This is a genomic window from Stenotrophomonas sp. S4 (assembly GCF_054187805.2).
Genome location: NZ_CM196188.1, coordinates 4,183,071 through 4,205,819 on the forward strand (window position 1 = coordinate 4,183,071; position 22,749 = coordinate 4,205,819).

The following is a 22,749-nucleotide window of genomic DNA, read 5'->3' on the forward strand; positions in this document are numbered from 1 at the left end:
GCGGGGTCTTCAGTGCCGCCTGCGCCGGCAGGCGGCCTGCACCAGCGTCAGCTGTGCCACCAGGATCAGCATCGCACAGCCCGACAACAGCCAGGGATCGATGTACCACTGATCGTTGAAACTGAAGTCGCCCGCCGATATGCGCTTCCAGCCGTTGAAGTGCTGCATCGCCGCGACCACGAACGCGAAGCCACCTGCGGTGTACGACAACCAGGGCACGATGAGACCGCCCGGGCGCGCGAACAGCGTCAGCAGACCCAGCACGCCGATGACCGTGCGCTGCACGCGGCAGTACGGGCAGACATAGGCCATTCCGCTCCATTCCACCGCCCAGGCCAGCACGCTGACCAGCACCGCAGCGCCTGCCGCGATGTAGAGGACTCTGGGCGAGACCATCATGCTGCCATCGTGTGCCATCCCGTGCTCCTTCGTTCAAAGACCCCGGCAGGGTAGCAGCGTGGCAGGCTCAATCCTTCTTGAAGACCGTACGCTTGCCGATCGGACTGCTCTTGCGCGCCGTGGGCCGGGCCAGGCCGGGAATCAGGAAGTCGGTGACCTTGTAGCCCTTCTGGACCTTGGAGGCCAGCCAGCGCGGCATGCGCCCACGGCCGGACCAGGTCAGTCGCTTGTACTCCGGATCACGGTATTTGGCGGCTACTTTCCCGGTTCTGCGCCGTGCCGGTTTCCGGCTGGGTGCGTCCGCTTCGATGGCCTCTCCACCGAACAGCTCTTCGAGGGTATACCCCGCTTCGGCCGCGGCGGCCTTCAACATCCGCCGCACCGCGCTGGCTGGACGGCGGTTGGAAATGAGCTGTTTCCGCTGTTCAGCGGCAACCACCAAGGCGCCCAGCTCCCGAAGGCTGAGCGATTCAATATCGATCGTCATGCTGGAAAGGTCTACTGCCGCGCGGCCCGTGTCAAGGCGGCTTGCCTCCGCGTAGACACGGGCTTCACCGCCGGTGGGCTCCGATCGCCTGCGTCGGCCATCCCCGAGGACATCCCTTTGAGCACTTCATCGCATTCGCTCGCCTACCTGCTTGCACGCATCCTGCTGATGGCGCTGTTCCTGGTCTCCGGGCTGGGCAAGCTCGGCGATCTCAGCGGCACCCAGGGCTACATGGAAGCGATGGGCGTGCCCGGCATCCTGCTGTGGCCGACCATCGCCTTCGAGATCGGCAGCGGCCTGTGCATCCTGCTTGGCTTTCAGACCCGGCTGGTGTCGATCGTGCTGGTGGGATTCAGCCTGGTCACCGCTTTCATCTTCCACCACAACCTCGCCGACCAGACCCAGCAGATCATGTTCCTGAAGAACCTGGGGCTGGCCGGTGGGTTCCTGCTGCTGGCCTGCACCGGGGCCGGGCGCTACAGCGTTGATGGCAGAGGGCGGCGCGGGTAAGCGTCGATCCGTGGTCGGCACGCGCTAGCGGCGAAGTTCGGCCTCTGGCGCCAGCGTGTGGATCACCTTGCCCTGCGCATCCAGAAACTCGATCGCACCATAGCCTTCCGCAGTGACGGTCAGCCGCAACCGCGTACGGTCGGCCTTGTCATTCAACGCAATGGCCGGCGTGCCGTCAGAGCCGACCACCAGGCCGATTCGGGTCGGTGCCTGCACGCCGGGAATCAGCTTGTTGCCCAGCGCAGGCTCGCGGATCAGCTTTGGCGCCTGGTTGATCGAAAAACTCACCGCCCCGTCCGGCGAGACCCGCCAGCCGATCGCATCCATCGCCGGATGATCCAGTGCCAGCACCGCCATTCCACCGTCGACATCGGCAGTACCGAAGCCACCGCGCTCGCTGCCCTTATCGTCATACAGCACCATGCCGGCCACGTTGAAGGCGCGCTTGTACTGCAGGCCATCGATGATCGGCGCCGGCGTCTTGCCGGACAGCGTCATGCGGATCACGCCCGTGTCATCGATGATGTCGATGCGCCGTGCAGTGATCCGCTCATGGTCCGGTGTCTGCACGCGCGTCTGCGGTGCCTTGTCGACAATCAGGCGTTTCAAGGTTTCAACAGACGGGCGCTTGGGTGATTCGCCAGCGTCGGACGCGAATGCCGGAACGCATTGCAATGCAACCAGAAGGAAGAACGTACAAGTACTGTGCATCATGCGGTCTCCTGTCGGGATCGGAATCAACATCTGCACGCCCAGCATACCTGTGGTCGACGCCCCCCCTCGCGGTGACACGGGCGTGCTGGCGATGGATCGACACCATGCCGTCAACCACGCCCCCCCGCGGTCTGTATTCACTCCTGCGCACGCCGCCGGATACGGAAATGATCCCGGCAAGCGGACGGGGACATGCTGATAACGCCCTGGAACGCCGTGCGGAAGGCGCTCAGTCCTCGTATCCCAACTCTCACTCGGGCGGCGTTGGATTGCTTGTCCCACTGCGACGTGAGCCTTCCCATCTCTGGAACCAGCTCAGTCCCTACGCGGCCTCAACGTACGGTGCTACTGCAACGGCCAGCACGTCGATTCCCCGCATTGAGCCGGCGATGTCGTCTGGCCCGCTCTTCTTGAAGCGCGACCAATCCGCCCTCGCCAGCTTCCCCACCAGCAGTTGATCTGCCGGCAGCCGATGCATCGCCCAATAGGGGAACTGTCGCGAAGACACACGACCTCGCGCCAGCTCAACGATGCCGGTGTGACTCGTCGACTGCATCACACGCTCGTAGACACTCGCAACGCCGTCTTCAGGCCCTTCGAAGTACTGCACGAATCGATCACCGTCGTGCAGCAGGACACCGGTAACCCCGGCCATCCTGTTGAACCTGGCGGCATCTGCTACCAACGACTCCAAACGTTCCGCGGAGAGATCCGCGGCAACCTGACTTGCGTAAACAACAGCCCGAAGGGGCATGGCTTCTGCCTTGAAGGATGTGCCGGGACGGCACCTATTCATACCCTAGCACCGGGAACAAGTCCGCACCGTCACTCGAATTCTTAACTCTTCAGAATTCGATCAAACCACCTTTGTCCCAGATGGCCCTCAAAACAGCATGATGGGCGCCCTACGGATTCAGGGGTTTCGTTCATCTTCATGCGTGACATCGGACAGTTCTACGTAATCAGCGTCGAGGGAGTGACGCGGGCGGACGGCACCCTGCTGCAGGTCACCCGGATCGATTGCTCCTGCATCAAGTGTTCCTGGCAATTCAGGGCCATTCCCAACCATGGCCTGGTCGATCTCGACGGTGCGGCGGCCCTCAGCTGCCCCACCTGCGGCAATCACCAGTCAGTCAGCCGCGCACGGCTTGAAGAGCTCAACCGACGCAACGACGAATAGCCTGCACTTCAACCATCCATCAACGCGGCACCGACACGACCGATACCTGGTTGGCTCTATCGTTCGTCAACAGGCACCATCCCGGCATTCCCATGAGTCATACCGGCATTTTTCAGATCACCGATCTCACCTACACGCCTGGAGAGCAGGGCACGCTGGCCCGCGCACTGCAGATCGTCGCCACCTGCACTGCGTGCGGATCCACGAGCATCTGGGGCGAGCATGAGATGGAACACGTTGCCGGTGGAACCGTGCTCTCATGCCGCACCTGTGGTGTCCGCCAGGCCATCAGCAACGCGCGCCTTTCGATCTGCCCATCGGACATCCGCCATCCGCGCCGCTGAAGGACACCGGGCTCGTACTGCGTAGCGAACCGGCAGAAGCAGACGTTCACTCGGCTTTTACAACGCATCGCCACTCCAGGCCAGGAAGCCCCGGACGCATCTACCTGCATCCAACGGCCGCGCCAGCGCGTATGTAGGATGCCCGCGCCTTGCGGGCCTCCCATAGAGGAACGCGCCGTGAAAGCTCTTCAGCGGATAGCCGCCACCGTAAGCTTCGCCGTACTCGTTTCAGCCACTTCAGCCAGCTTCGCCGCCAACACCGTGATGGTCGGCGGAGCGGAGATGTATCCCACCAGGACCATCGTCCAGAACGCCATCAACTCCAAGGACCACACGACCCTGGTTGCGGCAGTCAAGGCCGCAGGCTTGGTCGATACACTCAATGGAGCCGGCCCCTTCACCGTTTTCGCGCCCACCAATGCGGCCTTCAACAAGCTGCCTGCCGGCACGGTCGATACGCTGGTGAAGCCTGAAAACAAGGCACAACTGACCAAGATCCTGACCTACCACGTAGTGCCGGGCAACTACAGTTCCGCGCAGCTGATGGCCGATGCCAGGAAGCACGGCGGCAAGGCCATGCTGAAGACCGTTGAAGGTGAATCGCTCACCGTCGCTCTGCACGATGGCAAGCTGTGGGTCATCGATGCCAAGGGCGGCAAGGCGGGCATCAGCATTGCCGATGTCGGCCAGTCCAATGGCGTGATCCACGTGATCGACACCGTGTTGATGCCGAAGTAGCTGCACGCAGCAGGACGTCCACATGAGCGGCAGTCGCGTAGCGGCTGCCGCTGTCGCCCTCCTTGAACCAGAATCGCGGCTGCGGGGCAGATGACACGCCATCACATCGCTCCTGAAGCGCCCGGCAGCCTTGATATCCCTCATCCACCAGAAGCAGACCCTGGATTCCAGGTGACTACCTGGACGTCGTAGATCTCGCATTCGGTTTGGTCCATGGGCTCCCAATGGTCGCTCGCCAACTCAAAGAAGGCATCCGGCACATCCATGGAAAACGTTGGGCCTTTCTCCCGATTGCGCTGGCGGATGCGATCACGACGAACGTCACGTGGGGCATCCAGGAGATACACGGCCAGATCGTAGCCCGCCTCCCTGACCTGCGCGTAGAAGCTCTCGCGGCTGGCTCTCTCCACCAGGCCCAGCTCGAGTACAACGTCGCGACCCGTATCGAGCACTTCGCAGGCTGTGATCCATATCTGCGCCATGCAACGCGCCTTCCTTGCGGCATACCATTCCATCAGGTTGGCGGCGGGACGGTCCGGGCTGTACAGCCGTACGAACCACGCGTCCAGAATGAATCCTGCCGCCGTGTGCAGACTTCGCAGCTCGGCAACAAACGTGGATTTGCCCGCACCGACGGGCCCTTCGACCAGGTGAATCGTTGCCATAGTGATTGAGCCATTCCTCATGGCGTTATCGACGATCATGTTCGACTACACCACTGGCAGCCACGCGCTTCTGCGCCACGTGAATTCTGCCGGCGGCACAAAAAAGGCACTGAGACCGAAGCCCAAGTGTCTTCCATTTTCTGGTCGCACCAGGATTGGAACCTGGAACCGAAGCATTTTGAGGATTCTACAGGGCCTCCACGCGTCACCACAGACGTTCCGGCTGTAAACCAAGCGGCTGATTTTCCCAGGCCGCGCGACCATCTTCGCTCATCATTGTCTACCTCTTTCCGCTGACAGAAGGCCGCCGAGCGATCGCCAATGGGCGCAATGAAGGGAATGCTCAGAGAGAACGGACTGGCCACTTTGCCGATCGTCAAATGGGCCTCGGATCCAGCGTCGCATGGTGTGGGCTGCCCGGATGTGCGGAAGCTCGCCGGCGGTGGGCTGAAGTTCCGCTACAGATACACCAAGGCCAACGGTCAACGCGATCGCGTCGCGGCCGCACCAGAAGTGAGGGCGCAACCTTCGCGATGAGATCGCAACTGCGGCGGCCGCCGCCGGGCGAACGAGCGAACGAAGCCAAGTCCTACCGCGGCACGGAATGGCCATTTTGCCACTCATGCACTCGCCTCCCGAAGAAGGGCATTTGTCGCTTTACGTCCAGTGATGCGTGACTGAGAACACGCAAGAAGCAAGTGTAGCCAGCCACAACAAATTTCTGGTTGACAGTGAATATCAACCCGCAATATGAAACCGCGGGAATCGAGAGGCAGGGGATCAGCGCCAAAATCCGTTATCACCACGGCCCGAGGTCCAGCCCATCGCAAAGCTCTGCCACGACAAGGGAAAGGAATCAGGTGAAGATGAGTAGAAGTCTCGGATATGGAATGGTCGTCATCGGCGTAGTCGCAACCATTTCCTGGCTGGCCTGCAGACCATCCGATGTCACAGGAAGCAAAGGGCATGAGGCTCCTCGCAGTGAAAAAAGCACTTCGCCAACGGATGTCGCATCTGAATCAAGCATTCATCAATCCTTGCGTTCTCCACCCCAATCCATCGAATCAAAAGTGGCTTTGAGTGGGAAGGCATTTCTGCTCAAGATCGAAGCACCTCACTACGAAGGCGATGCCTCGGAATACATTGACAGGCGCATCGCGGCTGCACGGGCGGGCGATGCCCAGTCGAGCTATGAGATCCACAACCGCATTGCCAGCTGCAAGCGGGCGCTTAACTCAGGTGATGCCGATGAGTACAAGGCCTACGCATCAGTGGGCCTGGGGGAGCAGTACTCAAGGAAGATCGAACAGGAGATTGACCACTGCCAAGGACTGATAGGGCGAACGGAAATCGGAGATGAGAATTGGCTCTCTCTTGCTGCCGCCCAAGGATCGGTCGAAGCGAGACTGATTTTCGCCAAAGACCCGAAAGCCATCATTGGCGACTTGACTGAGGCGCTCAAGGATCCGGAGCGGATAACCAATTATCGAAGGGATGCGATTGATTATCTTAGTGAGTCGGTATCACTGGGAAGCGTCGACTCGATTGAAGCCCTTGCTGACATCCATGACCGAGGGATCATTGCCGATAAATCCCCTGAAAAGAGCCTTGCATACTGGCTCGCATATCAGCGCGCGCAACCCAACAGCCAATCGGCGGCGTCCATTGCGAGGCTCTCCAAACTGTTACAGCCCAACCAGATAGAGCGATCCAACGAGATGTCTGAGGCTATATACAGATCCTGCTGCTTGTAATCCAACAAAAGTTTCCTACTCACCCAACATGGCGCACGATGAAAGCAATGATTTCGAAGAAATGGTTGATTGCAACTTCCCTGGTGGTCGCAATTGCAGCCCTTCCCATGGCTTATGCGATTTGGCCCTTTGATCCTGCCCCCACCGTCTTTGGCCCAGTCAACTGTAGTACGTGTCAGTTGCAGGCTCGAATTCCAGACAACGCCACGAAGGCGTTCCTGAATAGATACAGAGATGTAACGAACGAGCAGAGAAAGGGGGGATTCGAATTCTCAATTCAGGCAGGTTCCAAAGTCATCGTCTGCAACGCGACGCACTGCGCCACCTACGAGTTGACAGACAGCAATGACTGGAACGGAACCAACCAGGAGCCCATCACGCGTCCGCCCTCCAGTCGCGGCAGCGCTGGCGGCGGCAGCGGAGGAGGTAGTGGTGGCACGGGCGGAGCCAACCTGGGTGGAGGCTGCCACGGCAACTGCGGAGGCAGCGGCAGCGGAAAGGTAACGATCAAACCGATTACTCCTATTCGCCCGAAGTAGCATTGGAAGCGCAGAACAGATCAGGCAAGCGGGAACAGCACCTCCCGCTTGCATGAACATCAGCATTGATCCTGCAACGGCGAGAAGTAGTGGAAGCGCGACGACCGGATCCCGCATCGAGGCGCCCCGGATGTGCAGCAGTGGATGCGCAACGAATGACCCTTCCCAGGCACCGGCATCGGTATCAACTGAAATGTAGACACTGCATAGGCATCGAACGCAAAAGGCACCGCATAGCGGTGCCTTTGAAATGATGTAAGCCACTGGATGAGTTGGTGGGCCCACCAGGATTCGAACCTGGAACCAAGGGATTATGAGTCCCCTGCTCTAACCGTTGAGCTATAGGCCCTGCGCAGCCTCACAGTGTAGTGAGGCCGCCATCGGGATTCCACTGCGCGCCACCCCAGGCCCTCACGCCATTACTGCCCCAGGCGCTGCATCAACCGCTCCAACGGCGCACGGTTGTGGTATTCCCCGCGCAGGCTGCGCTCGCGCTCGTCGCACTGTCCGTTGTCGGCCACCACCAGGTCGGTGCCGCGCAGCAGTACTCGCGTCGTGCAGCGCCCCTGATGCAGATGCAGCACGTCCTCATCCTCCTCTGCTGCAGCACGGCCCAGAACCCGCGGCGCCGCTCCCTCGTCGCTACCGGGCACGCTCAGTTCGAATGCGTCGCCCTTGGCTGCGATGTCGATGGCATTTCCGTCGCTGCGTTCCCAATGGGCGACCCAGTCGGTCAGGCTGGTCTCGACGTAGCTGCTCGTTTTCATCACGCGCGACTCCGGCGCCCAGCCCACCACCTCCTTGCTCGGCGGACGTGCTTTCACGCAGTAGTAGCTGTTCCAGCGGTCGCCGATCACCAGGCCGGTGCCCGGTTCCATCTCCTCGCCACTGCGGCACCCGTCCCGTTCCTCGTCCAGGCAGCCTTCTGCCTCGCCCAGCAGCAGCACCTGCCCGGCGTCGACCACGCGGCCCACGGCATAGTCGAACTGGCTGCTGAAGAAACTCTCGGCATTGCATGGCGGTGGTTGCGGAGTATCCGCCCAGGCAACCAGCGGTGACAGCGAGAGCAGCAGGATCGGCAGTTTCATCGGCATTCCATTGACCAGGGCGAAAACAGGACACGTATCCTATCCCGTCGCCTGCAACGCGGATGATCGCAGGCAAAAAACAAACCCCGCTTGCGCGGGGTCTGTCAGGTGCTTCATGTGCAGCGGATACGCGTCAATCGATATCCAGGAAGCTGCGCAGCTGCTCCGAGCGGCTCGGGTGACGCAGCTTGCGCAGGGCCTTCGCTTCGATCTGGCGGATGCGCTCGCGGGTCACGTCGAACTGCTTGCCGACCTCTTCCAGCGTGTGGTCGGTGTTCATGTCGATGCCGAAGCGCATGCGCAGCACCTTGGCTTCCCTCGGGGTGAGGCCGGCCAGCACGTCGCGCACGGTTTCAGACAGGTTGATGTTGGTGGTGTTCTCGATCGGGGACTCCACGTTGGTGTCCTCGATGAAGTCGCCCAGATGGGAATCCTCGTCGTCGCCGATCGGGGTTTCCATCGAGATCGGCTCCTTGGCGATCTTCATCACCTTGCGGATCTTGTCTTCCGGCATGTCCATTTCCTTGGCCAGCTCCTCCGGCGTAGCCTCGCGGCCGTACTGCTGGAGCATCTGGCGGGAAATGCGGTTCAACTTGTTGATCGTCTCGATCATGTGCACCGGAATACGGATGGTGCGCGCCTGGTCGGCGATCGAGCGGGTGATCGCCTGGCGGATCCACCAGGTGGCGTAGGTCGAGAACTTGTAACCGCGGCGGTACTCGAACTTGTCCACGGCCTTCATCAGGCCGATGTTGCCTTCCTGGATCAGGTCGAGGAACTGCAGGCCGCGGTTGGTGTACTTCTTGGCGATCGAGATCACCAGGCGCAGGTTGGCCTCGACCATTTCCTTCTTGGCCTTGCGCGCCTTGGCTTCACCGTAGGCCATGGCACGGCTGATTTCCTTCAGCTCTTCCAGGTCCAGCTGGGTCAGCTTCTCGATGTCGATCGTCGCCTGCTGTTCGGCGATGATCTGGTCCTTCACTTCGCGCAGGGCCGAAGACCACTTCTGCTTGCGCTTCAGTGCGTCTTCCACCCACTCCAGGTTGGTCTGGTTGCCTTCCCAGGAGCGGATGAAGTCCTTGCGCGGCATGCGGGCAGTAACGGTCGCCAGGTTCAGCACGCGGCGCTCATGGGCCTTGATCGACGCCATGGTGTCGCGCAGCTGCTTGGTCAGCACGTCGGTCAGCGGCAGCGGCAGCTTCAGGGTGACGAACACCGCGGACATCTCTTCGCGCAGGCGCGGCAGGTTCTTCTTGTCGCCCTTGGTCGCCGCCTTCTTGAAGGCATTGAAGGCATCGCTCAGCGCCTGCATGCGCGCAGCGACTTCCTCCGGATCCGGACCGGTCGGTGCGGCTTCTTCCTCGCCACCCTCGACATCATCGTCCTCGTCCTCGTCGCCTTCGGCGTCGGCATCGCTGCTGTCATCGGCAGCAGCCGCCGGCGGCGCCGGCTCTTCGTCGGCCAGGTCGTTGAAGCCAACGATCACTTCGGCCAGGCGCTTCTTGCCTTCCTTGTGGGCTTCGTAGTCGGTCAGCAGCGACTCGACCGAGACCGGGAACTGGCCGAGGGCGGCCTGGACCTGCGAAAGGCCTTCCTCGATGCGCTTGGCGATGGCGATTTCGCCTTCGCGGGTCAGCAGCTCGACGGTGCCCATTTCGCGCATGTACATGCGCACCGGGTCGGTGGTACGGCCACCTTCGGTGTCGAGCGCGCTCAGCGCAGCGGCGGCTTCTTCGGCCGCGGTGTCATCGACTTCGCGGTTACCGGTGTTGCCGTCGTTGAGAAGCAGGGTTTCCACATCCGGCGCAACTTCATGGACATCGATGCCCATGCCGTTGATCATGCCGATGATGTCTTCGATCTGTTCCGGGTCGACCATGTCGTCCGGCAGATGGTCATTGACTTCGGCGTAGGTCAGGTAGCCCTGTTCCAGGCCCTTGCTGATCAGTTGCTTGATTTCGGATTGGGCAGGACGTTCGTTGGCCATGTAGTGCTCGCGCCACCGGCTAGGGAGAAATAGGGAACGTAGCATTATACCAGCCCGGGGCCCTGCCTGCCGGGCGGTGGTCCCGCAGGCTCAGGGCCTGAGAAGGAAGGTCACGGGACCGTCATTGACCAGGCTGACGACCATATGGGCACCAAACCGGCCCGTTTCCACCCCTGGCGCGTGATTTTCACGGCAGATGTCGACAAATCGATTGAACCCGCGTTCAGCCTCGTCCGGCGGCGCGGCGCTGGTGAAGCTGGGCCGCATGCCCGAACGGGTATCGGCCGCCAGGGTGAACTGGCTGACCAGCAGCAGCCCGCCGCCGGTATCGCTCAGCGACCGGTTCATCTTTCCGGCCTCGTCGGCGAACACCCGGTAGCCCAGCAGGCGCTCGGCCATCCGCTGCAGCTGGGCCTCGGTATCGCCCGGTTCCATGCCGACCAGGGCCAGCAGGCCGGGGCCGATCTGCCCCACCACCTCCTCGTCGACATGGACGGCGGCCTGGCTGACACGCTGGATCAGGACGAGCATCGTGGGCTTCCAATGAACGGGGCCGGCCACGATAGCAGCGCCCTTGGCTAAACTGGCGCCGATGAATCCGCAACGCAAAGCCCGGCTGGTCTACCGCGCCACCACCCTGTTCGCCCGCCTGCCCTGGCCGCTGCTGCGGGGGTTCGCGTACGCCCTGGCGTGGACGTGGGTCCGTCTCAACGCTCGTGAGAGCCGCGTCACCCGGCGTAACCTCGAACTGGCCTACCCGGAGCTGGACGGTCCTGCACGCGACCGCCTGCACCGCGAACTGCTGCGCTCCACCGCGCTGCAGGCCATCGAGACCCTGCGCCTGTGGAGCCAGCAACCGGCCGACAACCTGCGCCTGCACCTGAAGCAGCGCCACGGCGAAGCCCTGTACGACGCGGCCCTGGCCAGCGGCAAGGGCGTGATCGTGGCCGCGCCGCACTTCGGCAACTGGGAGCTGCTGAACCAGTGGCTGGCCTCGCGCGGGCAGATCGCCATCGTCTACAAGCCACCGGAAGACGAGGCCAGCGATGCCTTCCTGCAGCTGGTGCGGGGCGGCCAGAACGTGCAGCAGGTGCGCGCCGAGGGTCCGGCCGTGCGCCAGCTGTTCAAGGTACTCAAGGACGGCGGTGCCACCGGCATCCTGCCCGACCAGCAGCCCAAGGCCGGCGACGGCGTGTTCGTGCCGTTCTTCGGCGTGCAGGCACTGACCATGACCCTGGTCAACCGGCTGGCCGAGCGCACCGGCGCCACCGTGCTGTATGGCTGGTGCGAACGCATCGGGCCGGACATGGAATTCGCCCTGCACATCGAGCCGACCGACCCGGCTGTTGCTGATCCGGACCCGCAGGTGGCGGCCACCGCGCTCAATGCTGGCATCGAGCGCATCGCCCGCCGCGACCCGACGCAGTACCAGTGGACCTACAAGCGCTATACGCTGCGGCCACCGGGCAGCGGCGAGGAAGACCCATACGCGACCGAAGAGCATCCGCACTGACGGCTGTCCGGTCACCTGCGACCGGCGGCCGCACCACGTTGAATACGACGCCGGCGCCCCCATAGAGACTGCGATGTCCGCCTCCCCCGGTCCTGCCATGCCTGCTGCCTCTTCCCTGTTCGGCGATCCCGCCGCGATCCGCTGCGAACGCGCGGTGGCCGAACTGCGTGCCGGCCGCCCGGTGCTGCTCCACGATGGCCAGGGCCAGCGCCTGGCGGTGATCGCCTTGGACAGTGCCACCGCCAGCAGCTTCGCTGCCTTCGCCGCTGCCGCGCGCGAACGCCACTACCTGTTCCTGACCGCCACCCGCGCCCGCGTGCTCGGCGTGGAGGCCCCGGAAGGCGCGCGCCTGCCGCTGGCCGGTGTCGCCTTCGATGCCCTGCCCTCGCTGGGCTACCTGCGCGAGCCCGGCCCGATGCCGGATGGCTGGAGCGCTGGTGACGCCTTCGATGCCGGCGCGGTGGAGCTGGCCCGGCTGGGCCTGCTGCTGCCGGCAATGGTGGCTGTGCGCCTGGATGCAGATGACAGCACCTTCAATGGCGCTGCTGAAGTGGCGCTTTGCGATCTGGCCGAGGGCGCGGCCCACGCCACCCACGACTACGAACTGGTGGCGCGCTCGCCGGTGCCGCTGCGCGACGTCGGCATGACCACCTTCGCGGTGTTCCGCGGCGGCGTGGCCCAGCGCGACCAGGTCGCGATCATCGTCGGCGAACCAGACCTGTCGGCGGTGGTGCCTGTACGCGTGCACTCCTCGTGCCTGACCGGCGACCTGTTCGGCTCACTCAAGTGCGACTGCGGCGACCAGCTGCGGCGCGGCCTGCGCAAGCTGAAGGAACTGGGCGGCGGTGTGCTGCTGTACCTGGACCAGGAAGGCCGCGGCACCGGCATCGCCGCCAAGATGCGCGCCTACGGCTACCAGCACGACGGCCTGGACACCATCGATGCCGATGCACAGCTGGGCTTCGGTGCCGACGAGCGCCGCTACGGCAGTGCGGTGGCGATGCTGCATGGCCTGGGCATTTCGCGCGTGGCCCTGCTCAGCAACAACCCGACCAAGGCACAGCGCCTGCGCAACGCCGGCATCGAGGTGCTGGACTGCATTCCGGTCACCGGCGAGATCACCGCCGAGAACGAGCATTACCTGCGCACCAAGGCCGATCGCGCAGGCCACATGCTGGATGTCGACGCGCTGATCCAGGCTGCCCAGTAACGCAGCCGACCTGCTACCGTCTGCGCGGTGCGGTCTCGGCCGCCATCGCCCGCCCTGCCGCCTGACGGAGCCCGCGTGACCGACGTCCTCCTGCCCTCCCCGCCCACCGATGCCTGGCAGTCGCTGCCGCAACGCGCTGCCCGCCTCGCTGCACTGGAAGGCGCCTTCGGCGGCCTGTTCGTGCCGGGACTGCCGCTGGCCGCGGCCGCGTGGTTCTTCGATCTGCCCGGCGGCCTGTGGACGGCCGCCCTTGGGCTGCTGATCGGCATCGTCTTCGGCGCCTGGCTCGGCCGTCGGCGCTTGACCCGCACCCGCTGGCGGCTGGATGCCCAGGGCCTGGGCCTGCGCCGCGACCTGATGTGGCAGCTGGAAACGCGCATCCCCATTTCGCGCGTGCAGCACCTGGACCTGCGCCGCGGCCCGCTGGAACGCCGTGCCGGCCTGGCCACGCTGATCGTGCACACCGCCGGGACCCGCATGAGCGCAGTGACCGTAAGCGGACTGGACGAGGCCGACGCCGAGCGCCTGCGTGACACCCTGTCCCATCAGCTCGACCAGGACGCCGACGCCCTGTGAGCCTGCCGCCGCCCCTGCCCGCATCGCTACCTGCCGGTGGCGAGGACCATCGCCTGCACCCGTGGTCGTGGTTGTTCGTGCTGCTGATGCAGCTGCGCCACTACTTCCTGCCGCTGGTCGCGCTGCTTGTGTTCGGCCAGCGCGGCGATCGCGACCCGATGTGGGCGCAGCTGATTCCGCTGTCTGCGATTGCCGCGCTGGTGCTGGTCTCGGTGCTGCAGTACCTCAGCTACCGCTACCGCATCGGCAGCGATGCGATCACCGTGCGCAGCGGGCTGCTGGCGCGCAACCGCCGCGAGATCCCATTCGCCCGCATCCACAACGTGGAAGTGCGGCAGAACCCGCTGCACCGCCTGTTCGGCGTGGCCGAGCTGCGCCTGGAATCGGCCGGCGGCGTGCGCCCGGAAGCGGAGATGCGCGTGCTGAAGCTGGACCAGGCGCTGGCGCTGGAACGACTGGTGCGCCAGCGTGGGCAGGCACCGCAGGCCGCTGACGTTGCCGCCGCCCCCTCGCTCACCAACGCCGACACCGAACAGGTGCTGCTGCGCCTGTCGAGCTGGGACGTGGTGCGCATGGGCCTGCTCTCCAACCGCGGTTGGGCACTGGCGATCGCCGCCTTCGGTGTGCTGTTCCAGACCGTGCCGCGACCGGTGATGGACGCGGCCATCCAGCGTGGCGGCCAGGAAGCCTTCGGCTATGCCAGCCACCTGCATCCCGGCGTGGCCGGCGCCTTCCTGCTGCTGGCTGCCGCACTGCTGCTGGGCTGGCTGGCGCTGCGAGCGCTGTCGGTGGTGCTGACCCTGTTGCGCTATCACGGCTTCACCCTCAGCGAGCAGGATCGCCGCCTGACCGTGTCGGCCGGCCTGCTCAGCCGCACCCGCAGTAGTGTCGCGCGTCGCCGCATCCAGGCCTGGACGCTGCGCGAAAGCACCCTGCATCGCTGGTTCGGCCTGCGCCAGCTGCGCATCGACAGCGCTGCCGGCGGCCCTTCGCGCGATGAGGATCGCGCCCTGCGCGAGCTGGCGCCGCTGGCAACCCAGGAGCGCTGCACGCAGCTGGTGCAGCACCTGCTGCCACAACTGCAGTGGCCACCGGCGCAGTGGCAGTCCATCCCGCAGCGTGGCTGGTGGCGGCTGTGCCTGGGCGCGCTGGTGCTGGTGCCGTTGCTGGCAGCGGCCGCGTACTGGCGCTGGGGATCGTGGGGGCTGGTCGTGCTCGCATGGCTGCCGGTGGCGCTGCTGGTGGCACATCGGCAGATGGCGCGCATGGGCTGGTACCTGGATGACCACTACGTGGCCGTGCGCGGCGGCTGGTGGAAGCGCTGGTGGCGCTGGGCCGAGCTGGACAAGGTGCAGGGCCTGCGCCTGCAGCGTTCACCGCTGGACAAGCTGCTCGGCACCAGCAGCCTGCAGCTGGATACCGCCGGTGCACACGGTGATGTGGCGTTGACCCTTCACTACCTGCCGCAGGCGCAGGCGCAACACGTGATGGAGCAGCTGGCGGCGGCGCTGGCACGGCGCAAGCTGCGCTGGTAAGCAATACAGGTAGTGCCGGCCGCTGGCCGGCAACCGGAGACATTCCCGAGGTTGCCGGCCAGCGGCCGGCACTACCGCGAGCGGGGCCGTGCATCCACGCATGGCGTGGATCCACATCAACCCGATCAGCGCTGCGACGGGCCCCAGTACCCCAGGTCCTTGCGGATCTGCAGGTCGCGCACCCAGCTGCCGAATGGCTTGCGCCGCAACACACCCATTTCACCGGACAGGAAATCCTCGGTGGCCGCGATCACCCGCTCGCTGGACAGGCCATCGCGGTATGGATGGATGGCGTCGGCGTAGCGCACGATCTCCGCCTGCAGCGCGGCGTCCGGATGCAGCGCACGCTGCAGCATCACCGGCAGCTGCGCCGGGTCGTCGAAGTCGATCATGTGCGGCTTGGGCACGCGGTTGCGGAAGGTCACCACCGGCTTGTGCTGGACGATGAACTCCGAAACGATCGACGAGGTGTCCGACACCAGCACATCGGCGGCGCGTTGCGCGGCCATCACCTGCTCGGGCTCGATGAAGCGGGCATTGGCACCGGCCAGCGCGCGGTAGCGCTCGAACAGTTCCGGTGGGCACTTCGGGTGCAGGGTCAGCAGCCAGTAGCGGTTGCCCTCGGCGATGTCAGCGGCGATCTGCGCATGCAGGTGTGGCGCTGCACTCAGGCGCTCGGTGAAGGTCGAACCGAACAGGATCACCGGACGCCCGCCCGCCGCTGCGCGCAACGCGGCGCTCTCGCCACCGTCGTCGCGGAACAACGGGTCCAGCTTCGGCCAGCCGGTCTCGGCCACCGCGAAGTGGCCCTGCAGGGCGGCGATCTCACGGAACGGCCCGGTGGTGGCCGGCCCCTGCGTGCAGTACAGGTCGAACATGCCGCGCACCCGGAAGTGGCCGCGCGCACTGTCCCGCTTCTCCACGTTGAAGCCATGGAACAGCTGCACCTTGGCGCCGGACAGGAAGGTCGGCACCCAGTTGGCGGCGCTGAACACGGCACGCGGCCGCATCGCCAGGGCCTGTTTCAGGCCAATGTTGGGCACACCCGGCAGGCTGCTGCCGGCCGCGCCGTCCTCGAACCAGGCCGCCACCTCCTGCCCGGAGGCGTGCAAGGCCTGCGCCAACGGGGCGAGAATAGGCAGCGCATAGCGCTCCGTCGCAAACAACAGGTACCCGGCCATCATGTCCTCCACGACCGCTCCCATCGAACGGCCTCGCATCTCGGCCTGCATTATCGCGTTCAACGAGGCCGGCCGCATCGGCGACTGCCTGGCCTCGCTGGCCTTCTGCGACGAGATCATCGTCGTGGACTCGTGCTCCACCGATGCCACCGTGGCCATCGCCGAGGCCGCAGGCGCCCGCGTGCTGCAGCGCGCGTTCGATGGTTTCCGCAGCCAGAAGGCATTCTGTGTGGAGCAGGCCCGCCACGACTGGGTGCTGTGCCTGGATGCCGATGAGCGGATCAGCCCGGAACTGCGCGCGGCCATCGAACAGGCCCGCGACGGTGGCTTCGCCGGCCATGCCGGCTATCGCTTCGCGCGCCTGTCGGAGTACTTCGGCAAGTTCCTGCGCCATGGCAACGCCTACCCGGACCGGGTGATGCGCCTGTTCGACCGCCGCCGCGGCGGCTGGCGCGGCAAGCGCGAGATCCACGAGGCGGCCAGCGTCGACGGCAGTGTCGGCACCCTGCGCGGCGATCTGGTCCATTACCCGTACCGCTCCCTGCAGCAGCAGCTGGCCAAGACCGAGAAGTACGCGCGGATGATGGCCGAGCACGAGTTCGCACGCGGCAAGCGGGCCACGCTGGGCAAGCTGGTGCTGGCCCCGGCCTGGCGGTTCTGGCGCGGCTTCGTGTTCCGCGGTGGCTTCCGCGACGGCTGGCACGGTCTGGTCTACGCCTATGTGCGCGCCAACTACGTGCGCCAGAAGACCATCATGCTGTGGATGCTGGGCAACGGCCAGGCCGTGGCCGACCCGCCGAACCGCTGATCGCCGGGCCCTGCCCGGCGCGACGCGGCATCACGACCCGGTGATCGCCCGGTGGCGCGTGCCTTCGACGATCGACAGGCCGGTCAGCAGGCCGACCAGGGTCACGTAGAAACTGGCCGTCATCTGGTGCGCGAACATCGACTGGGTCAGCCCGCACAGCGCGTAGGTGATCACCAGCATGACGCCGGCTGCGGCCGGCCCCCGGAAGGTCGCCCGTCCACTGCGGCGATGCAGGCGCACGAACAACCACAGCGGGATGCCATACACCGCCAGCAACAGCAGCAGGCCCGGTACGCCCTGGGTCGCCGCCCATTCGGCCACGTCGTTGTGTGCATGCCCCAGGTGGCAGCGCAATTCTGCCGGGTTCTCCCGGCAGACCGGCACGCGCTGCATCGCACTGTCGAAATGACCGATGCCAACACCCACCAGCGGATGATCGAGGAAGGTCTGCCAGGCCACCTGCAGGCGCTCGACGCGGGCGCCGGCGGAAGAATCACTGTCGCCCAGCTCCATCCGCTGCACGTCGCTGTGCAGCTCGCTCAGGCGGACCTGGTGGCGCAGCTCCGGTACCGACAGCAGCAGCGTCGCACCGATCGCCAGCATGCCGGCCAGCACCGACAGGCGCGCCGCACCGGTGCGCCAGCGCAGGCTCAGCGCCAGCACCACCAGCAGCGCCAGCAAGGCGGCGAACACACCGCGGCTGCCGGTCAGCACGATGGTGCCGCAGCCGGCGGCCATGCCGAGGATCACCAGCGACCAGCGCCGCGATGGGCGGCAGAACACCAGCAGCACCATCAACACCATCACGATGTCGGCCAGCACGATGGCGTTGGTGAACAGCTCCGCGCGCGGGGCGCCGCCCAGCACCTGCCACAGCGACATCGCAAAGGTGGCGAGCAGGCCGGTCAATGATCCGTACCAGAGCCACCGCAGGTTGGGACGCAGCGCGCAGACCCACAGCGCGATCCATGGGATCACCACGAACCGCGAACGGTTGTCGACGTCACGCAGGCCCTGTTCGAACAGCACCACCGACAGTACGCCGAGCGCCAGCACCGCCAGCATCAGCCAGGCCAGTACCTTCACTGGCTGGCCGGCCATGCCGCGCGCGCGCCACAGCAGCTCCGGCGCCAGCAGGGTGCTGAGCAGCAGCAGGAGACCGTACGGCAACAGGTTGATCGGCACGGTCAGCACCAGTGCCGGCAGGCAGAACAGGCCCAGCTGGGCCAGCCCGTGTGCAACCCCCTGGCGCCCACCGACGGGAACGCCCAGCGGGTCGCCGGCCATGAAGTTCAGGTTGTCCGGTGAAGCTGGCACGTCGGGAAGTATCGCTGCAATCTGCTGGAAGAACGGGAAGGACCAACGGGGGCCGTCCCAGCCTGCTGTTTTACTGCCTTTGGGCCCGCTTGGGCAGACTGGACAAGCGGAAATCGTGCTGGCTAGTCATGTTCCTGCAAACGCCGTTCACGTTCCCGCTCCTCGGCAGTGACCACGCAGGGCACCGTCACCGCCGCCGCCGGCACCAGCCACCAGCGCCGCCGGTTGGCCACGCCGGCCAGTTCAGAGCGGTTGCGGTCGACGCACGACAGCATCGCGTACTCGTGGACCAGCAGCCAACGACGTCCGGGAACCAGCCGCTGCCAGCGCGTGGCCGCCACCAGCTGCTCGTCCCAGTCAGTCTCGAAACCGAAGGTCGCCGCGGGTCGGTCGGCCAGCAGCAGGTGCTGCTCCTTCCAGGCCACCAGCCCCAGCTCGGCATCGGGGCCCAGACGGGTACCGACCGTGCGCATCAGGCCACGGGCGGAACTGGAATCGTTCAGCAGCGGGTAGCCGACCAGGCTGTACAGCACCCAGACCATCGCCAGGGTCGACACCAGCGCAAGCTGTCGGCGACGGCCGCAGGCCAGCAGACTCAATCCGCCCCACAGGCCCATCGCCAGGATCGTCCACGCCAGCGCGTCGACGGCCCCGGGGGCCAGCCCGCGGCTGTGGGTCAGGCGCAGCTCGAAGGCCGGGTCACCCAGCACCGCCATCGCGCCGGCCACCGCCAGGCCCAGTGACAGCAGGCCGGTGAACAGCCCCACCACGGCCTGCACATCGCGCCGCTTCAGCAACCCCGGCAACAGCGGTGCCAGCACCAGGCAGAACATCGGCAGCGCCGGCAGGATGTAGACGTCGCGCTTGCCGGCGGGAATCGAGAAGAACAGCACCACCATCAGCCACCAGGCCAGCGGCAGCAGATAGCGCGGGTCGCGGCGTTGCAGCCGGCGGCGCCAGGCCGGAATCGCCCAGGGCAGGGCCAGGAACGCCGGGATCCACATCAGCGGCATCGTCGCCAGGAAGTACCAGGCGGGCTGGTGGTGGTCCCAGGAATGGGTGTAGCGCTGCGCCGTCTGCTGGAACAGGATGTCGTCCATGTAGGCGCGGTACTCGTCCGAGCCGGTGGCAAAGCCGGCCAGCAGCATCGGCGCCAGCCACAACGACACCGCCAGCAGGAAGGCCAGCGGCGCCAGCCAGAAGCGCGCATCGCGCGCGTGCAGGCCCACCCGTGGCCACTGCAGTGCCGCGGCGATTGCCGCGGGTACGATCATCAGCAGCGCCAGCATGCCCACGCCCTTGGTGATCACGCCGATGCCGGCGAAGAACCAGCCCAGCCACCACCAGCGCCAGGCGGGCCCCAGCAGCAGGTGACGCAGCAGGCCGTAGTTGGCCAGGGTGATGAACAGCAGCAGCAGTGGATCGATCTGCGCCTTCTTCGCCTGGAAGGTGAACTGCAGCGCGAACAGCAGCGCCCAGCCGGCATACAGTCCCACCCGCCGCGTCCACAGCCGCCGCCCCAGGTCGACCACGCACCACAGCGTGCCCAGTGCCGCCAGCAGCGAGGGCAGCAGGAAGGCCACGCGCCACTGCCCGATCAGGCTGTACAGCGTGGCCTGCCACCACATCAGCATCGGCGGCTTGTCCGAGTACAGCTCGGTCCCGCGGTGCGGGAACAGCCAATGGCCGCTGTCGAACATCTGCTTGGCCACCAGCGCGAAGCGCGGTTCGTCCGACGGCCACGGATCACGAAGGCCCAGCCCGGCCCCCAGCACCAGCAGGGCCATCACCACGAACAACCACGTCTCGCGCGACGCGCGGGATTTCAGCATGGGACTCGGAACGTCAGCGGGGGTCAGGCTGTTTTTAGCAGACGCGCGTAAAAGAAACCGTCAGCATCGCTGTCACCCGGCAGTCGCTGGCGCGCGATCCCCTCGCAGTCCAGGCCGAATGTGTCATCCAGAGGCTGTGCCACCGCGTCCGGATGCCACTTCAGGAAGGCCCGCACCTGATCGACGTTCTCGGCGCGCAGGATCGAACAGGTGGCGTACAAAAGCACGCCGCCCGGGCGCAGCATCGACCAGCAGGCCTCCAGCAGGCGGGCCTGCACGCCGACCAGCGCATCGATATCCTCGGCGCGGCGGTGGAACATCACGTCCGGCTGGCGGCGGATCACGCCGGTGGCCGAACACGGCGCATCCAGCAGGATGGCGTCGAACGGGGTGCCATCCCACCAGGCACCGGGGTCGCTGGCATCGGCCACCCGGGTCTGCGCCCCGTCACCCACACCGGTGCGGGTGTAGGTATCGCGGGCACGCGCCAGGCGGCGCGCATCGATATCCAGCGCCAGCAGGCGCAGGCTCGGGTCACGTTCCAGCAGGTGCGCCGACTTGCCACCCGGTGCCGCGCAGGCGTCCAGCACGCGGGCGCCGGACGCCGGTGCCAGCGCGTCCGCCGCACATTGCGCCGACAGGTCCTGCACCGACAGCGCACCGTCGGCGAACCCCGGCAGCTGGTTCACCGCGATCGGCGCCGCCAGGCGCAGCGCGTCGGCGCTGAGCGGGCTGGCTTCGGCGGCAATGCCGGCCTCGGCCAGCGTGGCCAGCGCCTTGTCACGCCCCCCCTGTTGGCGGTTGGCCCGCAGCCACAACGGCGCCGGCTGCAGGCTGGCGGCGAAGATCGCCTCGGCCTGGGCCGGCCAGTCGCGCTCGACGGCATCGGCCAGCCACTCCGGGAAGGCATCGCGCGCCGGCTGTTCCGGGAATCCCTCACGCTGCGCGCGGCGCAGGATCGCGTTGACCAGGCCGGCCTGGCGCTCACGGCCCAGCGCGCGGGCGGCGTCGACCGTGGCCGACAGCGCCGCATGCGCCGGCAGTTCCAGCACGTCCAGCTGGGCGAAGCCCACCATCAACAGGGTGCGCAGGTCGGCGTCGCGTGCCGACAGCGGCTTCTGCATCCACGACTGCAAGGCCGCGTCATAGGTACTACGACGGCGCAGGACTGCAAAGCACAGCGCTTCCAGCAGCGCACGATCGCGGCTGTCGGCCAGCTTGGGCAGCGCCCAGGCCAGTTCCGCCTTCAGCGAGCGGCCACGGGTGAACACCTGCGCCAGCACGCGTGCGGCCAGCATGCGGGTGGCCGCGCCCGGCGCCGCCTTGGCGACGGAGAAATCATTCTGCTTCGACACCGCTTATGCCCCCACGTGCAGGTCGCGGCGGGCATTGAGGTAGTCGGCGGCGGTGATCGCCTTGCCGCCTTCGCGCTGCAGCGTGCGCAGGCGCAGCGCGCCCTGGCCGCAGGCGATGTCGATGCCATCGCGGCTGGCCGCCAGCACCGTCCCCGGCGCCTGGCCATGGGCCAGGTCAAGGGCGACCGCGCCGTGGATGCGCACGCGCTCGCCGGCCAGCGTGGCCTCGGCGATCGGCCACGGATTGAAGGCACGCACGGTGCGCGCCAGTGCATCGGCGTCCTGCGCCCAGTCCAGGCGGGCTTCGGCCTTGTCCAGCTTGTGCGCGTAGGTCACGCCCTGCTCGGGCTGCGGCCGCGCGATCGGCTTGATGCCGGCACGCAGCAGGCCCAGGCCGTCGGACAGCACCTGTGCGCCCAGTTCGGCCAGCTTGTCATGCAGCTGGCCGCCGGTATCGGTGGCCGCGATCGGCAGCTCCTGGTGCAGCAGCACCGGGCCGGTATCCAGGCCGGCTTCCATCTGCATCAGGCACACGCCGGTCTTTGCATCACCGGCCTGGATCGCGCGCTGGATCGGCGCGGCACCGCGCCAGCGCGGCAGCAGCGAGGCATGCACGTTCCAGCAGCCGTGGGTCGGGATCGCCAGTACCGCCTTGGGCAGGATCAGACCGTAGGCCACCACCACCATCAGGTCCGGCTGCAGGTCGCGCAGCTGCTGCTGGGCAGCCTCATCCTTCAGCGATTCGGGCTGGTAGACCGGAATGCCACGGGCCACGGCCTCGAGCTTGACCGGCGACGGCGCCAGGCCACGGCCGCGGCCGGCCGGGCGATCAGGCTGGGTATAGACGGCCACGACCTCATGGTGGCGCGCCGCAGCGCGCAGCGACGACACCGCGAATTCCGGCGTACCGGCAAAGACAATCCTCATGGCTACCCCACTTGCAGGATGGATTCGTGCAGGAAAGAAAACGGCGCCGTCGGCCGGCGCCGTACAGCCCGCGCGCGTCGCGCAGGCACG

General features: G+C 66.0%; 24 protein-coding genes and 1 tRNA gene. 11 read left to right on the forward strand and 14 right to left on the reverse strand.

Annotated features, from left to right (window positions below):
* Positions 1-9: 9 nt before the first annotated feature.
* Both ACUZUJ_RS19435 and ACUZUJ_RS19440 read right to left on the reverse strand, forming a co-directional pair.
* On the reverse strand, positions 10-417 hold the full coding sequence (locus ACUZUJ_RS19435) for a hypothetical protein (RefSeq protein ID WP_049443294.1): 408 nt from the start codon (positions 415-417) through the stop codon (positions 10-12).
* A 49-nt stretch (positions 418-466) separates the two neighbouring features.
* On the reverse strand, positions 467-886 hold the full coding sequence (locus ACUZUJ_RS19440) for an H-NS histone family protein (RefSeq protein ID WP_030002870.1): 420 nt from the start codon (positions 884-886) through the stop codon (positions 467-469).
* 117 nt (positions 887-1,003) lie between these two features.
* Here ACUZUJ_RS19440 and ACUZUJ_RS19445 point away from each other — a divergent pair, with 117 nt between their 5' ends.
* Positions 1,004-1,396: a DoxX family protein gene (locus ACUZUJ_RS19445; protein WP_030002869.1), complete on the forward strand. Its 393-nt coding sequence runs from the start codon at positions 1,004-1,006 to the stop codon at positions 1,394-1,396.
* 24 nt (positions 1,397-1,420) lie between these two features.
* On the opposite strand, the gene ACUZUJ_RS19450 is transcribed toward ACUZUJ_RS19445, so the two are convergent.
* A complete protein-coding gene (locus ACUZUJ_RS19450; protein WP_233490880.1) occupies positions 1,421-2,140 on the reverse strand; it encodes a hypothetical protein in 720 nt (239 codons plus the stop codon).
* Positions 2,141-2,432: 292 nt separating this feature from the next.
* Complete coding sequence (locus ACUZUJ_RS19455) at positions 2,433-2,864, reverse strand: BLUF domain-containing protein (RefSeq protein WP_030002867.1); 432 nt, start codon at positions 2,862-2,864, stop codon at positions 2,433-2,435.
* A gap of 180 nt (positions 2,865-3,044) precedes the next feature.
* Between ACUZUJ_RS19455 and ACUZUJ_RS19460 the strand changes: the two genes are divergently transcribed.
* The 3 genes from ACUZUJ_RS19460 (at position 3,045) to ACUZUJ_RS19470 (ending at position 4,372) form a co-directional block, all read left to right on the forward strand.
* Positions 3,045-3,290 carry a hypothetical protein gene (locus tag ACUZUJ_RS19460; protein ID WP_030002866.1) on the forward strand — a complete coding sequence of 82 codons (246 nt, stop codon included), beginning with the start codon at positions 3,045-3,047 and terminating at the stop codon, positions 3,288-3,290.
* A 92-nt stretch (positions 3,291-3,382) separates the two neighbouring features.
* Entirely contained in the window at positions 3,383-3,634 is a 252-nt protein-coding gene (locus ACUZUJ_RS19465; protein ID WP_030002865.1) for a hypothetical protein, read from the forward strand.
* Positions 3,635-3,811: 177 nt separating this feature from the next.
* Positions 3,812-4,372 carry a fasciclin domain-containing protein gene (locus ACUZUJ_RS19470; protein ID WP_030002864.1) on the forward strand — a complete coding sequence of 187 codons (561 nt, stop codon included), beginning with the start codon at positions 3,812-3,814 and terminating at the stop codon, positions 4,370-4,372.
* Positions 4,373-4,512: 140 nt separating this feature from the next.
* On the opposite strand, the gene ACUZUJ_RS19475 is transcribed toward ACUZUJ_RS19470, so the two are convergent.
* Positions 4,513-5,076 carry a P-loop nucleotide/nucleoside kinase family protein gene (locus tag ACUZUJ_RS19475; protein WP_458220791.1) on the reverse strand — a complete coding sequence of 188 codons (564 nt, stop codon included), beginning with the start codon at positions 5,074-5,076 and terminating at the stop codon, positions 4,513-4,515.
* Between the two features lie 827 nt (positions 5,077-5,903).
* Here ACUZUJ_RS19475 and ACUZUJ_RS19480 point away from each other — a divergent pair.
* Together ACUZUJ_RS19480 and ACUZUJ_RS19485 are read left to right on the forward strand one after the other, a co-directional pair.
* On the forward strand, positions 5,904-6,791 hold the full coding sequence (locus tag ACUZUJ_RS19480) for a hypothetical protein (protein WP_135968301.1): 888 nt from the start codon (positions 5,904-5,906) through the stop codon (positions 6,789-6,791).
* 38 nt (positions 6,792-6,829) lie between these two features.
* The gene (locus ACUZUJ_RS19485) at positions 6,830-7,330 is read left to right on the forward strand and encodes a hypothetical protein (protein WP_147416426.1); all 501 of its coding nucleotides are present in this window, start codon (positions 6,830-6,832) and stop codon (positions 7,328-7,330) included.
* Positions 7,331-7,603: 273 nt separating this feature from the next.
* On the opposite strand, the gene ACUZUJ_RS19490 is transcribed toward ACUZUJ_RS19485, so the two are convergent.
* The 4 genes from ACUZUJ_RS19490 to dtd form a co-directional block, all read right to left on the reverse strand.
* Positions 7,604-7,679 (reverse strand) — tRNA-Ile (locus ACUZUJ_RS19490).
* A gap of 70 nt (positions 7,680-7,749) precedes the next feature.
* Positions 7,750-8,418 (reverse strand): hypothetical protein, encoded by a 669-nt coding sequence (locus tag ACUZUJ_RS19495; protein ID WP_049443292.1) that lies wholly within the window; start codon positions 8,416-8,418, stop codon positions 7,750-7,752.
* A gap of 133 nt (positions 8,419-8,551) precedes the next feature.
* Positions 8,552-10,405: an RNA polymerase sigma factor RpoD gene (rpoD, locus tag ACUZUJ_RS19500; protein ID WP_014038623.1), complete on the reverse strand. Its 1,854-nt coding sequence runs from the start codon at positions 10,403-10,405 to the stop codon at positions 8,552-8,554.
* Positions 10,406-10,495: 90 nt separating this feature from the next.
* The gene (gene dtd / locus ACUZUJ_RS19505) at positions 10,496-10,936 is read right to left on the reverse strand and encodes a D-aminoacyl-tRNA deacylase (RefSeq protein ID WP_458220792.1); all 441 of its coding nucleotides are present in this window, start codon (positions 10,934-10,936) and stop codon (positions 10,496-10,498) included.
* 61 nt (positions 10,937-10,997) lie between these two features.
* Between dtd and ACUZUJ_RS19510 the strand changes: the two genes are divergently transcribed.
* The 4 genes from ACUZUJ_RS19510 to ACUZUJ_RS19525 all read left to right on the forward strand — a co-directional run bounded on the left by ACUZUJ_RS19510 (position 10,998) and on the right by ACUZUJ_RS19525 (position 15,239).
* Positions 10,998-11,918, forward strand: a complete 921-nt coding sequence (locus ACUZUJ_RS19510) for a lauroyl acyltransferase (protein ID WP_049443290.1) — start codon at positions 10,998-11,000, stop codon at positions 11,916-11,918.
* Positions 11,919-11,991: 73 nt separating this feature from the next.
* Positions 11,992-13,128 carry a GTP cyclohydrolase II RibA gene (gene ribA / locus ACUZUJ_RS19515; RefSeq protein ID WP_014038626.1) on the forward strand — a complete coding sequence of 379 codons (1,137 nt, stop codon included), beginning with the start codon at positions 11,992-11,994 and terminating at the stop codon, positions 13,126-13,128.
* 75 nt (positions 13,129-13,203) lie between these two features.
* Complete coding sequence (locus tag ACUZUJ_RS19520; RefSeq protein ID WP_119006813.1) at positions 13,204-13,704, forward strand: PH domain-containing protein; 501 nt, start codon at positions 13,204-13,206, stop codon at positions 13,702-13,704.
* Positions 13,701-15,239, forward strand: a complete 1,539-nt coding sequence (locus ACUZUJ_RS19525; RefSeq protein ID WP_458220793.1) for a PH domain-containing protein — start codon at positions 13,701-13,703, stop codon at positions 15,237-15,239. Before ACUZUJ_RS19520 ends, ACUZUJ_RS19525 begins: the two co-directional genes overlap by 4 nt.
* 125 nt (positions 15,240-15,364) lie before the next feature.
* Here the strand turns inward: ACUZUJ_RS19525 and ACUZUJ_RS19530 are convergent, their stop codons facing one another.
* Positions 15,365-16,423: a CDP-glycerol glycerophosphotransferase family protein gene (locus tag ACUZUJ_RS19530; protein WP_101766141.1), complete on the reverse strand. Its 1,059-nt coding sequence runs from the start codon at positions 16,421-16,423 to the stop codon at positions 15,365-15,367.
* On the opposite strand from ACUZUJ_RS19530, the gene ACUZUJ_RS19535 reads away from it, so the two are divergent.
* Complete coding sequence (locus tag ACUZUJ_RS19535; RefSeq protein WP_101766142.1) at positions 16,422-17,228, forward strand: glycosyltransferase family 2 protein; 807 nt, start codon at positions 16,422-16,424, stop codon at positions 17,226-17,228. The two genes, ACUZUJ_RS19530 and ACUZUJ_RS19535, sit on opposite strands and share 2 nt — an antisense overlap.
* A gap of 30 nt (positions 17,229-17,258) precedes the next feature.
* On the opposite strand, the gene ACUZUJ_RS19540 is transcribed toward ACUZUJ_RS19535, so the two are convergent.
* From ACUZUJ_RS19540 to fmt, 4 genes are all read right to left on the reverse strand, one after another.
* Entirely contained in the window at positions 17,259-18,515 is a 1,257-nt protein-coding gene (locus tag ACUZUJ_RS19540; RefSeq protein ID WP_101766143.1) for an O-antigen ligase family protein, read from the reverse strand.
* A 152-nt stretch (positions 18,516-18,667) separates the two neighbouring features.
* Entirely contained in the window at positions 18,668-20,377 is a 1,710-nt protein-coding gene (locus ACUZUJ_RS19545) for an ArnT family glycosyltransferase (RefSeq protein ID WP_049443286.1), read from the reverse strand.
* 23 nt (positions 20,378-20,400) lie between these two features.
* Positions 20,401-21,732, reverse strand: coding sequence for a 16S rRNA (cytosine(967)-C(5))-methyltransferase RsmB (gene rsmB, locus ACUZUJ_RS19550; RefSeq protein WP_049443285.1), 1,332 nt, complete (start codon positions 21,730-21,732; stop codon positions 20,401-20,403).
* A 3-nt stretch (positions 21,733-21,735) separates the two neighbouring features.
* Entirely contained in the window at positions 21,736-22,659 is a 924-nt protein-coding gene (gene fmt, locus ACUZUJ_RS19555; RefSeq protein ID WP_075676082.1) for a methionyl-tRNA formyltransferase, read from the reverse strand.
* Between the last annotated feature and the right edge of the window lie 90 nt (positions 22,660-22,749).

Coding starts and splice junctions, on each gene's coding strand:
- ACUZUJ_RS19435 (WP_049443294.1), bottom strand. CDS start 417: ATGGCACACGATGGCAGCATGATGGTCTCGCCCAGAGTCCTCTACATC.
- ACUZUJ_RS19440 (WP_030002870.1), bottom strand. CDS start 886: ATGACGATCGATATTGAATCGCTCAGCCTTCGGGAGCTGGGCGCCTTG.
- ACUZUJ_RS19450 (WP_233490880.1), bottom strand. CDS start 2,140: ATGTTGATTCCGATCCCGACAGGAGACCGCATGATGCACAGTACTTGT.
- ACUZUJ_RS19455 (WP_030002867.1), bottom strand. CDS start 2,864: ATGCCCCTTCGGGCTGTTGTTTACGCAAGTCAGGTTGCCGCGGATCTC.
- ACUZUJ_RS19460 (WP_030002866.1), top strand. CDS start 3,045: ATGCGTGACATCGGACAGTTCTACGTAATCAGCGTCGAGGGAGTGACG.
- ACUZUJ_RS19465 (WP_030002865.1), top strand. CDS start 3,383: ATGAGTCATACCGGCATTTTTCAGATCACCGATCTCACCTACACGCCT.
- ACUZUJ_RS19475 (WP_458220791.1), bottom strand. CDS start 5,076: ATGATCGTCGATAACGCCATGAGGAATGGCTCAATCACTATGGCAACG.
- ACUZUJ_RS19480 (WP_135968301.1), top strand. CDS start 5,904: ATGAGTAGAAGTCTCGGATATGGAATGGTCGTCATCGGCGTAGTCGCA.
- ACUZUJ_RS19485 (WP_147416426.1), top strand. CDS start 6,830: ATGAAAGCAATGATTTCGAAGAAATGGTTGATTGCAACTTCCCTGGTG.
- ACUZUJ_RS19495 (WP_049443292.1), bottom strand. CDS start 8,418: ATGAAACTGCCGATCCTGCTGCTCTCGCTGTCACCGCTGGTTGCCTGG.
- rpoD (WP_014038623.1), bottom strand. CDS start 10,405: ATGGCCAACGAACGTCCTGCCCAATCCGAAATCAAGCAACTGATCAGC.
- dtd (WP_458220792.1), bottom strand. CDS start 10,936: ATGCTCGTCCTGATCCAGCGTGTCAGCCAGGCCGCCGTCCATGTCGAC.
- ACUZUJ_RS19510 (WP_049443290.1), top strand. CDS start 10,998: ATGAATCCGCAACGCAAAGCCCGGCTGGTCTACCGCGCCACCACCCTG.
- ribA (WP_014038626.1), top strand. CDS start 11,992: ATGTCCGCCTCCCCCGGTCCTGCCATGCCTGCTGCCTCTTCCCTGTTC.
- ACUZUJ_RS19535 (WP_101766142.1), top strand. CDS start 16,422: ATGTCCTCCACGACCGCTCCCATCGAACGGCCTCGCATCTCGGCCTGC.
- ACUZUJ_RS19530 (WP_101766141.1), bottom strand. CDS start 16,423: ATGATGGCCGGGTACCTGTTGTTTGCGACGGAGCGCTATGCGCTGCCT.
- ACUZUJ_RS19540 (WP_101766143.1), bottom strand. CDS start 18,515: ATGGCCGGCGACCCGCTGGGCGTTCCCGTCGGTGGGCGCCAGGGGGTT.
- ACUZUJ_RS19545 (WP_049443286.1), bottom strand. CDS start 20,377: ATGCTGAAATCCCGCGCGTCGCGCGAGACGTGGTTGTTCGTGGTGATG.
- fmt (WP_075676082.1), bottom strand. CDS start 22,659: ATGAGGATTGTCTTTGCCGGTACGCCGGAATTCGCGGTGTCGTCGCTG.